The sequence below is a fragment of the Paenibacillus aceti genome, from assembly GCF_003614185.1.
Classification (GTDB): domain Bacteria; phylum Bacillota; class Bacilli; order Paenibacillales; family Paenibacillaceae; genus Fontibacillus; species Fontibacillus aceti.
On record NZ_KZ987724.1, the window covers coordinates 3102524 to 3114931 of the forward strand.

Consider the following 12408-nt stretch of genomic DNA (forward strand, 5'->3'; position numbering starts at 1 on the left):
AATAACTGGCGGCTTTAGAATTTCACAGGATGCATGTGTATAATAATCATAAAACAGGGAGATGTTGAATTGGTTCAGATTTATGATTTTCTTTCTCGTCAACCACTCAGTAAACTCAAGCAACACAACTATGAGCAGAACGATAAGATTATCGAACAACACGGCAAATACATTGGAGTGCTTACTAAACAAAGAACTGAGTCGCTACGGGAAATAATTGATTTGATGAAACTTAAGAAAAATCAGATTAAACAGTTAGTGTCTGAGTTTGAGGAATTGCGCTCTGGATATGATGAGATGGTTCAAGAAGCAGTGAGCTTTCTTGAAGCAAAGAAAAACGGAGTAGATTTCGATCCGGAAACATGGGATTTCTACGTGGACGTTAAGGGGCATAGTTGGGTAGTAAAGAAGGAGAAAGAAGATTGACGGGTCAAATGGAAAGTTCCAATTGACCCGTCTTTGTTAAATAAACATTTGTTGCATTAATCCAGCTTTAAGCTGATTAAGAGCCTTCACTTTGGTTTCTTCTTTCAAGATTTTTTCTTCTAAAGTAAACAGAAATGAAGCAATTTTTTTCTGTTCTTCTAGTGAAGGTATTGGAATGTCTAGGCTTCTAATGGAATCCCACTCAGTTCTCGGCATCTTGGAACCTGAAGATACATTCGCTGCCTGTTGAAACATATCACTTTGTATTATAAAGTACAAATACTCATTGCAAACTTTAGAGTTAGTTGTTGTTATAACCCAAATCTCTGATGAGCATATCCCATCGAAAGTTGCAAACCAATACTTCTTAAGATATGGTCGTAATTTCCCAAATAAAACAGCACCTTTACTGAATTGATTTTTAGTGCTTTGCTGCTCATGCGATGAGAAATATCCGTTGATTTGACCTCTATTACCAACAATATTCTCGAGCTCAATGCATGGTATGTTCGTCTTACTTTGTGGATTTATCTTTTTGGAACTGTTTGTGGCTATTTGCTCAAATATTTCTATGTTCCATTCAGGAAAATCCTGACCTCTATCATCTTTGAAACGGAGTTCCTGCGAATAAATCTTTTGTAACATACCCTTCTTGAACAACTCCAATTGTTCGATCTTATCCTGTTGCTTCTCAATCTTTCGATCAAGTAATGAAAAGAAGTCCCCGATCTTTTTTTGCTCTAAAAAAGTTGGAATTGACCGTTTGATTTTTATGAATTGCGAAAAGTGAACTCTTTGCTTTTCGATTAATGAACCAGTAGCAATTGATTTATATTGTAAAATCATTTTTCCTGTCTTCAATAAATTTTCAAAGAATTCACTATTAAATCCTTCTTTTGTTCTAAAGACATTATAATAGCCAGAAACAGCTATACTCTGACCCCCATTATATTTTGCAACTGCACCCAATGTAAGGTTCATTGGATTGTACACAAATTCATCGTCTTTGACAATCTTATAATTATCCTCATCTTTTTTTAAGAGAAAAGAACGTTCATACCGTTCGCTTTTTGGGGTAACACCTTTCTCTAGAGTCAAACTAAAAAGTGGGTAATTAGCTGTATCACTAGTTCGTTCATTTACTTCTTCAAAAACCTCGCTGAAGTCCACTTCTTTCCACTCTTCAGTAAACTCATTGAAACGAATCGATGGCACTCTAGTACTCATCCGCTTACCCCCAATTCCTTTAAATATGAAGCTAGGGTAGCATCAATTTGAGCAAGTTCATTATCAATTTCTTGTAACCGAGTTTTAACTGACACAATATCTATCACTTCTTCATCATCAAATGTATCGACATACCGTGGAATGTTCAAGTTATAGTCATTGGTCTTAACTTCATCGATACTAGCTGCATAAGAGTATTTGTCTATCTTACTTCGATTGGCGTAAGTATCGACAATTTTGTCCACATCTTCATCACGAAGTCTATTCTGATGTTTTCCCTTTTCAAAATCATTGGATGCATCGATAAATAGAATATTGTCATTATCTTCCCGGCATTTTTTGAACACAAGGATGCAAGTCGGAATATTAGTACCAAAGAAAATATTTGCCGGTAAGCCGATTACCGCATCCAAGTAGTTTTTTTCTTCGATCAAGTATTTACGAATTACTCCTTCCGCCGCGCCGCGAAACAATACCCCATGAGGAAGGACAACTGCCATTGTTCCGTTATCATCAAGATGATGAATCATATGTTGAACAAAAGCGAAATCGGCTTTGGATGCGGGAGCTAGTTTACCGTAGGCACTAAACCGCTCATCTTGCAGGAACTTTTCATCAGAACTCCATTTCGCTGAGTATGGAGGATTTGCTACTACAGCTTCAAAGCGCATATCAAGATGCCGCGGCTCATCCAAACTATCGGCATTTTGAATATCGAAGTTATGATAAGACACATCATGCAGGAGCATGTTCATACGAGCCAAGTTATAAGTAGTTGAGGTTTTCTCTTGCCCGTAAAACTTTCTGACTCTCGCTTCCTTGGCAACCCTCAAGAGCAACGATCCTGAACCGCAAGTCGGGTCATAGACATTTCTTAAGTCATTCTTACCCAGTGTAACTATCTTAGCAATGATTTTGGAAACTTGTGGTGGAGTATAGAACTCACCAGCTTTTTTCCCCGCATTGGCAGCAAACTGTCCGATCAAATACTCATAAGCATCGCCCAGAACGTCAATGTCCACATCATCATGTAAGAAGGGAATATCATTGATATTGACCATGACCTTAGCGATCAGCTTGGAACGAGACTTTACATCACGACCCAATTTCGAGGAAGCCAAGTCCATGTCATCGAAAAGGTGTTGGAAGTCATCTTGACTCGTCGCTCCGAGTGTAGATTCGGTTACTTTGTTGATTGCTGCTTGCAGCATTTCAATATCGAAATTGCCTTGCTCTCCCTTACCAATTTCCTCAATCATGCTCGAAAAAAGGTAGTCTGGTTCAATGACGTAGCCAATTTCCTGAATTAGCTGATCTTTTAAAGCGTCTCGATATGCTTGATCCTTCCAAGCATCTCTGTAAGAAACATTATCTTCCTGAAGAAGACTATTAACCCGATCTTCCGTTTTGTCCGACAAGTAACGATAAAAGATCAGACCAAGAATATATTTCTTGAATTCGTAAGCTTCAAGTTGACCACGAAGATCATTCGCCATATCCCAAAGCTTCTTATGTAACTCGGCTTGTTGATGACGCTGTAACTCAGTCGTTGTCATCTTTTTACCTCCTCCTTTAGATACCCTATCAATAGCTGTTTGATATATTGCTGTTCCCATACGATTCTCTCCTGATGTAGACGATTTTTTCGATGTAATAATCTGTGGACGCTACCAATCTTCACTTGATCGTCCATAGGTGGCAAAATAATTTCCAATGCCCTAAGCATTTGAATTGACAAAGCTGCTATACTGGAACCCTGCGTAGCGATCTTCAATTGTTTGCGACAGTCTGGATGATCATTTATAAACCACTCCAGATAGTCGGGATGTAATTCACTTGTAGGCTCGATTATGGCAAAGTTAGAAGGAATCAACTTTCCGACATGCTCCTGCTGCAATGCTACTGCTCGTTGTCCAGTCAAGCTAATTAGGACTAAACCCTCCCTAGCGAGCGGTAAAGACCCTAAACGATCCTGATCTACATGAACATCTTGATGATTTTCTACCGATGAAGTGGGATCAGGACTTAACCACTCATTCATTTCTTTCATCGTGTAGACCGGAAGCTTTACTGCCTCTAATGAAGGTGACGTCTGGATACGAGAAAGAAACGCCCCTTGCACCACCGTTGCACATTGTTCTAGATTCAAACCAACCCTCCCCTTTGCTATTTTTCCAAATAGCATTGAAACCAACAATTTCATGATAATAAAAAACAGCAGAAAAGGCAAGTCCTTTTCTGCTATTTTTATAAATAGCACTATGAATAACGTGTGGTGTGCTCGGTAATGAACTCAATGATCCGTTGAATCATTGCTCTTTTTTGAAGGAAAGGCAACCTAACAACATCGCTTATCTCTTGTTGGTTAACAAGCCCACCGTACTCATATTCCTGCACAAAGCTTTGGATTACTTCAGGCGATAACCCCACTTCACCTGCAAATGCCTCGATTTCCTTCATACGTTCTTCTTGTTCGAAAGCATTGTAGTTATCGTCTACCGAATCTGCATTGGTTAATGTCGGTACTACTTTCCGCAAGAAGTCCTTCAGCAAATTGGCTTTTAGTCTGAGTTGCTCATTGTCAGCCCGATCGATCTCATCGACAATATCTTTTACTGACTTGTCTCGCTGCTCCTGATTATCGAAATCAATGTTTCGGATCAGATTCATAATGTAACTAACATTAATCCGATCTGTATGCATCAGCTCGATTAGGAAGTCAACGTTCGCCAAGATCGATTCTTTACCTCCGCCGCGCTTAACTTCATCATAAATACGGAGATACTTGCTCTTGTAATCCTGGTACTCCTGTTCAGAAATACCCAATCGAGCCGGGTCGAATTCAAACTCGGTAAAAGTTTGGAGACGAGTCAGATATTTGGTAAGCTCACGGAAGCTAACCACAAACTCTTGTTTTTCTTCCTCCCGCTCCAAAGCATCTACTTCCGCTGGCGTAGCGGCAAGAGCTTTGACTTTTACCAGAGCTGCCCTGAACATTTGAAGGTATTCTTCGTAACTCTTCATCAGGACATCATCGACGCTATCTGTCTTTGAGAACAACTTGATTGCCTCGTCCGTATCTTCCTTGAGATTGCGGAAGCATACAATATTCCCATAAGGTTTGGTCGCTTTCTCTGTCCGATTGGTTCGGGAGAAGGCTTGAATCAAATTATGATATTTTAAGAAGCGATCCATGTAGAGAATATTCAAAGTTTTGCTGTCGAATCCTGTCAAAAAGATGTTGACTACCAGTAAGATATCGATCTGAGCAGTCTTGACTTTACGAGAAACATCGGCAAAATATCCTTGGTACTTATCTGTTGAGAAGTTGGTTCCAAACATAGCATTGTAGTCCTTGATGATACGTTCAAGGCTATCCCGAGAATGCTCGTCTTGTCCATCGCCTTCACTGTCCTCATTCTGCCCATAGGTGAAAATGCCGGCAATCTTCAAGTTATGTGACATTGACTTGAAGGTGTCGTAGTACTTAACCAGCATCGGGATGCTATCCACAGTGAATAGTCCTGTATACCCCTTACTGCGTGACTTCCGATCATGATGAGTTATGATGTTCTCAGCAATCAAACGAATACGATCATCATGCATCCAGACTTCATCAGTCAGAATTCCTTTGACGCGGGTCTGATCCTTTTCGTTAATTGAAACATCAACCGTTTGTATGTAATCCACCGAGAACCCCAAGACATTGCCATCATGAATCGCATCTTTAATCAGATACGTATGTAGACATTTCTCAAAAATATCGGCGGTTACCCGACCGTCTTGGCTTTTGTTTTCCTCGAACAATGGTGTCCCCGTGAAACCAAAGTACTGCGCCTCTTTAAAATGATTGTCAACGAGTCTTTTCATCTTACCAAACTGACTGCGATGACACTCATCAATAATGAAGACAACCCGCTCCTGTTGATACGGCTTCATGATCTCCTCATATCGAGGATTTTTTATTGCGTTCGCCATCTTTTGAATTGTAGTAACGATCAACGGCTTCGTTAAGTCCGAAATTTGTGCCACCAATTTTTCAGTATCGTCTGTCATGTCTACTGAATCCGGTTCAAATTTGTTAAACTCCGCCAAGGTCTGACTATCCAAATCCTTACGGTCAACAAGGAAGAAGACCTTCTTTATATGCGGTTCGTTCGCAAGGATTTGACTCGACTTAAATGAAGTTAATGTCTTTCCGCTACCAGTTGTGTGCCAGATATAACCGTTGTTCTTGGTTTCCAAGGCACGCTTAATAAGTGCTTCAACTGCATAGACCTGATACGGTCGCATGACCATTAATAGCTTCTCGGTCTCATTCAATACCATGTACCGGGCTATCATCTTAGCCATGTGGCACTTTTCTAGGAAGTTGGACGTGAAATCACTTAGATTGGTGATACGATTATTTTCTGCATCCGACCAGAAGAAGGTGTGCGAAAACAAGATGTCACCATCAGAGTTTGCAAAATATTTCGTATCAACCCCATTGCTGACAACAAACAGCTGCAGATAGCGATATAACCCCCTGAAGGAGTGTTTTCGATACCGTTGGATTTGATTGAATGCTTCTTTAAAATCTAAGCCGCGGCGCTTTAACTCGATCTGCACTACAGGTAAGCCGTTAATGAAAATTGTTACATCATAACGATTTTTATACGTCCCTTCGACTGTTGTCTGATTGGTGACCTGAAAAATGTTTTTACACCAATCACGGGTATTCATCAACTCAAGATAGACCTCTGTTCCGTCATCACGCTGGAACACTTGTTTATCCCTCAGAATCTTTGCTGAGTCAAAAATGCTCTTCCCATCAATCTGTGTTAGGAATCGGCTGAACTCCGCGTCTGTTAACGGCTGACCATTTAATTTCTTCTCATTGAACTTATTCAGTTGCTGTTTGAAGTTTCCTAAAAGTGAATCGTAATCATTTATTGTTACTCGCTCGTACCCTTGACGAACAAGTTGCTCGATTAGATTTTTCTCAAGCTGGGCTTCCGACTGATAGGACAAATGTAAAACCTCCTCAGGTGTTCTTTACCCCACTCATACACAGGAGTCTTACAATATTCTACATTTCCCAGCCGATATCCTTCTAAAGCCCCATTTATTAAACTTCTCTTTCAATGGACTGCTCTCGCAATAGATGCAGCAGTGTCTGATCCAATGCCTCCTAATCGACATTCTTCATCACAATTCTGGAAATGTGATACAATAGTTTTAATATTCAATGTTCCTTAGAGGGGGGTTATTATGTCGGAAAAACACGCAGATAAATTACTTCATGTCCAGAATGGAGTTATACGTCACCTGTTATATTCAAAGGTAGACGAGCAGGATTTAATCAACCGTTATCGTGTAGTTGTCAAACGTGAAGTTAAACGAGATTTAAAAGTGGCTTTGGAGCGACTTGACAAGCAAAAACTAGTGGAGATTGTGGCTATCTCACCAGAGATAACTGAATCTGATATCGAAACCTGTTTTGAAGATAATCGATACAGCCGCAGACCCAATTTTCGGCTGTATATGCTGCGTCCGCATAACCCTCAACTTAGTTCATCCTCATTCATTGCAGATCACAAGAATAATACTGGTGTGTCCAAAATGAATGAGCTCCTCAAGCCAATCACTTACCCCAATGACAACATATTTGGACTACTTGCTATTGACCAAACAGTTGTCAATCACGAAACGGTAGAAATCTCATTACAATATCAAGAAAGATATAATTACATCAATCCTGAAACCGAACAGTCCGATTTTATTTACGAATTGAAGTTCGGCTTCTTATGGATCAACTTTGATCAACGCTTTGTGAGCATTAGTATACCTACTGAGTCACTGGTTGGAACAATATCCAAAACTCTTGAAAGAGCCTTTGATTGCTTTGTTTCACCTGTAAACATCACCAAAAAGATTGTCGACAGTGTGTTTAGCAAAGAGTCAATGAAAAGAACCACTTTGAGCAATCCTGACCCCGAATCAGGTAAGCCAAGCAAAGTTACTTTGGCTGACAGTGATCTTGGTAATAAGGTTGGTCAACTTACTGAATTCGATGGGTACGACTCGCCAAGTTCAGTTTATCAAGAAGCAATCGACGAGGACGGAGACTTCTTCTCAACTCTTGGGGTCAACAATGACAAAGGCAAGATTTATCTTACCCGTCAGCTTAAAGCCTCTGAAATGAGACGTTGGGGGATTTGGCGAATCGGACAGATCATGAATTACATAAACTCCATACAGGAAAATGGCGAAATCGATGATAAGTTCGAATCATTTGGACTTGATGAAGATCCCGATCTTGTTGCCTTCACAACTACAAATGACGAGAAAAAAGTTATTTTGGAAGTCATTAAGGCAGTTGTCACCTGTAAGGTAAAAAAGATTGATAGCTTCAAGCTCCACGACTTAAATGTTGATAAAATTGTAGGTTCACTGAAGAAGCATACCATTTCCCACTTCTATCCTTACTGCGATACTTGCGACCATTATGCAGATATCACCTGTAATAACTGCGGAAACACCGACTTGTTAACGGTTTCCGTAAAAAGAGGACAGGCTCCAAAGGTCGTATGTTCATTCTGTTACACTGAACTTCAACAGGATAACGTTCGCTGCTTAATGGATCATAAGGTCAGAATCGATTCCTGGTATGATGGAGTCGTAATTAATCCTAAATCAACTTTAGTCGAACTTACCGAAAAGATCATAAACAAGTATTTTCCGGATGAGGGATTTTCGCACGAAGAAGAATCCTTCTATCTTCAAAACAATGTCGTTCACTATTCATCTAGAGTCGCTTCGAAAGTCATGTTCAAAGTGAGAGAACTACAACAATTTAAGCCCGTTTGGGATCGGAGAATTACCCCTAAACGCCGCGAAGAACTTGCTGAAGTGTTGAGCTTACTTAGAGAGAAATGTTCTAAACATAGTGTAGATGCCTGCCAAGCCTGTCAGCATGAAAAAAGCGTCCGCTGCATAATGAAACCTTTTGTAACGTTTACTGATCATAAATTACATCCGCATCATGGACAAGAATACGGTGACATCAGCTTTACCATCCAGATGCTTGGTATGGACGATGCCGTATTTGTAGGGATAGCCAAGAGTTATGAGAAGAAACCGATAAAACCAACAGACACAAAAGCTTATGAGATGCTTCAACAGTTTGTTTATAAATGTAAGGACACTACTGTCAATGTTTTAGGAATTGTGGTAGCAGGGGAACTTGAACAGGGTTTTGTAGCCGTGTTGCAGGATCTTGCCGGAAGGTACAAAAAGAAAGTCGTAATGTGGACTTACGAGGAATTGATGTTGGTGGTCGATTTTGCCATCAAGAAATATGATTTATCAATCGCTGAGGTTGTTGAAGAACTAAAGGCAGACAAAGTCAAAAGAAAACGGAAGCCTGCCAGTTAATATTTCGCAAAATCAACCCTGTCAATTCGACTTCGACAGGGTTGATTCATTTGCTATCAGACAGTGGGCAGCCTAACTATGTAGCACATCAACTTAAGATTCATTTTTGGAACAAAATACCCCACCAGACGAATTTCTTGATGCAATATTCGACAGATGGTGTATTATCCCTTCCTGTTACTTGAAATCATGTCTTTAGCATCAGTTTCGTTAACCTCTAATACATCAGTCGAAACCTTCTCTGGCTTTTTGCCATCCCTGAATGCAGAGTTACCATCAAGCTTCGCCAACAATATTTTGCGGGTTGTTTTATACTCCTCTCCCACCATACCGAGCCGGATCAAGAAAAGTCTGAAGGTAAACTTACCGTTGTCGGTGTCCTTGCCTTTGGGCGATGTATACTTTAACTTCATCGCAGTCTGGTTTAACAGTCCGACAAGCTGCGTGTAGGCATGTATCTCTTCAGGACTGCGTTCTGCTTGGAAAAACTTAAAGATGATCGTACTGCTATCAAAACTGAACGTGATGCCTGGGCAGTATTGTTTACCAATTTCTGATATCACTGTCTTGAAACTTTCCAGTGTATCGACATTAGCCTCATTGATGGCTTTAGCAAAATTATCTTCGATAATATTCGATTCAATACCAAGTGATCTTTTTACAAGTACTTGTTTGCTGTAAAGCAAATTAACCAAATTTCTTAGGGATACCCCTGTATGCCCTTCCAGCGGTACGACTACTTCAAGTAGGGCGTTTGAACTTATTGTCGAATCGGCTGGATCACCTGATTCAACTTGAATGACTTGGTCATTGGGTTCGAGCGGTTCGTCTTGTATGGCAGCAACCTGTCCAGTTAATACGCAGTCGAGATCAGCCTCCTTGCCATTCGAAGTCGTGATCTTGCCCGCTCTGTCAATCGAGTAAATCTCCGTATCAGTCTCAATCTGATAAATGAAGCTCGGAACCCCCATATACTTAGGCTTTACTCCAAAATGATCGCCTAACGTCTTTATGATTTCTTTTCTGTCCATAACAACCTCCAATTAGAATTTACATCTTCAATGAGATAGGCGTTACCGCCTTTCATTGAGGTTGTTGTAGTTCTAACTTGGACGGTGTTTTAATGCAAGTAATTGTTGAGCATACCCCAAATAAATACAACTTGACGGATATAGAAAGCAGATGTACTATGTAACTATAAGCTACTAGCCACTAGCTATTAGCTACTATGAGTAAATCTCGAACAGAAAGGAGAATGTCAAATGAGAATCGATAAAAACACTTCTCTGGAAGACTTGATGAACATTGCCAAAGCAACTGTTCCAAGTCTGGATCAAGGTGAGGAGTTCCTTGTCAAAGACCTGTTTCGGGGCTTTGAATGGAACCGGATCGCTAAGGGCAATCGTACTAAGCTTGGCTCCATGTTCTTAAACTACGCCGAGAACCATGCGAGTAACTCCCTTGAGATATTAGGGAAAACGCCGCAAAATCAGCAGATGTACAGAAAGCTGTAGCTACAAAAAGAACCGAATCAGTGTGCATCCATACCACATCGATTCGGTTCTTTTCATTTGCCTAAATGTTCTTGAGATGAAACCAGCATGACCATTCCTTTAACTATTTTGACGCGACTTAGTGAGATCCCTCGCTTCGGATATCGTTGAGCAAGTGAACAATGTATCCAACATACACCACACTCTGCCATTGGGGTATATGTTTCCGGTCTTAACTTCATTACTTGGAGCAAATGGAACTCCTAAGTGATATACGAAACTTGGTTTCCACTCCTCGTCTTTAGCCTCCGTAAAAACTTTAGACATGTTAGTGACAACCTCATACCCTTCTATGTGATGAATCGATTGCAGTTTTCCATCATAACGAAATGCAATGTAGTTAGGTGGCTCTTTTACCCATCCATTACCACCGACAGGGTGAAAGTATCTCCTCTTCTTGCTAATAATGTCTCTCCATGAAATTGACCAACCATCAGGAGATCCAGCTCCAACAGATACTACATACACCATATTCGAGTCTTGCTTCTGCATTGTCATCAAACTCCCCAAATAAACATTCAATTCTTGCAATAACCGCTTCTCAGCATGTGTTCCGAGTGGATGTGCCAGCTTGGAGAATTGGTAAAAGTCCTTCCATGATAATACCTCAACCGGAAAACCATTTACTTGATCTGGGACACGGTGCTTGGCGTAATCTCTGCTGCATTCGCTCAATACAATCAGTCGCTTATCATGGCAAGGATTTTGTATGAAGGATGTTCTGGTTGCATACTTTTGAAGCTGTGTGATGTCTGGAAGGTTCCAGCCTCTCTTCGCCTCAATAATTAAGTGAAATTCTTGGGTCAACTCAATTTCTATATCAGTGAATCCTTTGCCCTTTTCATATTCCTGCATCCGAATTTCAACTTCATTAACATCACCGTTCCATTTAAGAACATTTTGGAGAAAGACCTTCAGAAATGAAGGGCACTGCGTCAACCCCCATGCCACACTATAGCTTATATCATTCTCGTGTTCACCTAAAAGCTGAAATACGCTTCTCATTTCTCGACTATGTAAAAATAATTTTGTCATGTCATTTACCTCAGTCGCTATGATATCATTCGTTCAGGCACTGCTTGAAACTTATTCAAGCAACCCCTCACCTGAATGTTATTTCCCCAAATATAGAACTTCCAATGCTCACCTTCTCTAGGATTCACAATCTGATTATCAAGAGTCATCATTGTACGCAGTTCTTTGAAATCTACAATATAGATATTACCCCCTTCCAAACGAACCACTAAAACTGCTATGTCCGCATCATCCAAGAGTTCGACCTGTTTTGTCGTAAGGTCGAACCAACCCTTACCGATCGTATGAATCTTGGAGTGTGGAGTGCAAATGACAATCTGTTTTCCATCCACAATTCCCTGATACATAATTTTCTTCCCCTTAATCATAGAAAAGGAGCAGCCGTACTTTTTCTCCAACTTGTTAATAACAATTTTCTTGTCAGGAACAGGCATTGTAATACCCCCTTATTCCGTCTTTTCCATATCATAGCATATGGTTTTGTAGCCTGCAGATGATTTTGCATGGCTAAAAGTTGTTGTTAATCTGCCGCGGCTAAACACTGTTACACTACTTATTTCTGTCCCCAGGCACAAAGTCATTCCGACACCACCTGACAAAATTGGCTGAATGGGTTAGGTATGTCTTGGCGGTGTTCTCTTTAAGAAGACCGGCTTTCAGATTCTCGATTACCTCTTGCTCGTACTGCTCATACAATAACTCCAATTGCTTAATAAAGTCTAGCGATGCTTTCATCCGGTTAGCCCCC

11 protein-coding genes are annotated in these 12408 nt (G+C 40.5%); 3 read left to right on the plus strand and 8 right to left on the minus strand.

The window, feature by feature from the left end:
- The first annotated feature begins 69 nt into the window (after window positions 1-69).
- Complete coding sequence (locus tag BFJ94_RS13845) at window positions 70-426, plus strand: hypothetical protein (RefSeq protein WP_162944281.1); 357 nt, start codon at window positions 70-72, stop codon at window positions 424-426.
- 36 nt (window positions 427-462) lie between these two features.
- On the opposite strand, the gene BFJ94_RS13850 is transcribed toward BFJ94_RS13845, so the two are convergent.
- From BFJ94_RS13850 to BFJ94_RS13865, 4 genes are read right to left on the minus strand one after another with little or no spacing between them, the layout of a single operon-like run.
- Window positions 463-1653: a restriction endonuclease subunit S gene (locus BFJ94_RS13850; protein ID WP_120463191.1), complete on the minus strand. Its 1191-nt coding sequence runs from the start codon at window positions 1651-1653 to the stop codon at window positions 463-465.
- Window positions 1650-3209 carry a type I restriction-modification system subunit M gene (locus BFJ94_RS13855; protein ID WP_120463192.1) on the minus strand — a complete coding sequence of 520 codons (1560 nt, stop codon included), beginning with the start codon at window positions 3207-3209 and terminating at the stop codon, window positions 1650-1652. The genes BFJ94_RS13850 and BFJ94_RS13855 overlap by 4 nt, the downstream gene beginning before the upstream one ends.
- On the minus strand, window positions 3206-3883 hold the full coding sequence (locus tag BFJ94_RS13860) for a restriction endonuclease subunit S domain-containing protein (RefSeq protein ID WP_120463193.1): 678 nt from the start codon (window positions 3881-3883) through the stop codon (window positions 3206-3208). The genes BFJ94_RS13855 and BFJ94_RS13860 overlap by 4 nt, the downstream gene beginning before the upstream one ends.
- Before the next feature lie 29 nt (window positions 3884-3912).
- On the minus strand, window positions 3913-6666 hold the full coding sequence (locus BFJ94_RS13865; RefSeq protein ID WP_120463194.1) for a type I restriction endonuclease subunit R: 2754 nt from the start codon (window positions 6664-6666) through the stop codon (window positions 3913-3915).
- A gap of 240 nt (window positions 6667-6906) precedes the next feature.
- Between BFJ94_RS13865 and BFJ94_RS13870 the strand changes: the two genes are divergently transcribed.
- Complete coding sequence (locus BFJ94_RS13870) at window positions 6907-9072, plus strand: hypothetical protein (RefSeq protein WP_120463195.1); 2166 nt, start codon at window positions 6907-6909, stop codon at window positions 9070-9072.
- A gap of 164 nt (window positions 9073-9236) precedes the next feature.
- Here BFJ94_RS13870 and BFJ94_RS13875 read toward each other — a convergent pair whose 3' ends face one another.
- Window positions 9237-10103 carry a virulence-related protein gene (locus BFJ94_RS13875; RefSeq protein ID WP_188831373.1) on the minus strand — a complete coding sequence of 289 codons (867 nt, stop codon included), beginning with the start codon at window positions 10101-10103 and terminating at the stop codon, window positions 9237-9239.
- A 231-nt stretch (window positions 10104-10334) separates the two neighbouring features.
- Between BFJ94_RS13875 and BFJ94_RS13880 the strand changes: the two genes are divergently transcribed.
- Entirely contained in the window at window positions 10335-10586 is a 252-nt protein-coding gene (locus BFJ94_RS13880; protein ID WP_205571027.1) for a single-stranded DNA-binding protein, read from the plus strand.
- Window positions 10587-10685: 99 nt separating this feature from the next.
- Here the strand turns inward: BFJ94_RS13880 and BFJ94_RS13885 are convergent, their stop codons facing one another.
- From BFJ94_RS13885 to BFJ94_RS13895, 3 genes are all read right to left on the minus strand, one after another.
- Window positions 10686-11660 carry a hypothetical protein gene (locus BFJ94_RS13885; RefSeq protein WP_120463196.1) on the minus strand — a complete coding sequence of 325 codons (975 nt, stop codon included), beginning with the start codon at window positions 11658-11660 and terminating at the stop codon, window positions 10686-10688.
- Window positions 11661-11677: 17 nt separating this feature from the next.
- On the minus strand, window positions 11678-12094 hold the full coding sequence (locus BFJ94_RS13890; protein ID WP_120463197.1) for a Rieske (2Fe-2S) protein: 417 nt from the start codon (window positions 12092-12094) through the stop codon (window positions 11678-11680).
- A 115-nt stretch (window positions 12095-12209) separates the two neighbouring features.
- The gene (locus tag BFJ94_RS13895; protein ID WP_120465238.1) at window positions 12210-12395 is read right to left on the minus strand and encodes a hypothetical protein; all 186 of its coding nucleotides are present in this window, start codon (window positions 12393-12395) and stop codon (window positions 12210-12212) included.
- Window positions 12396-12408 lie beyond the last annotated feature (13 nt).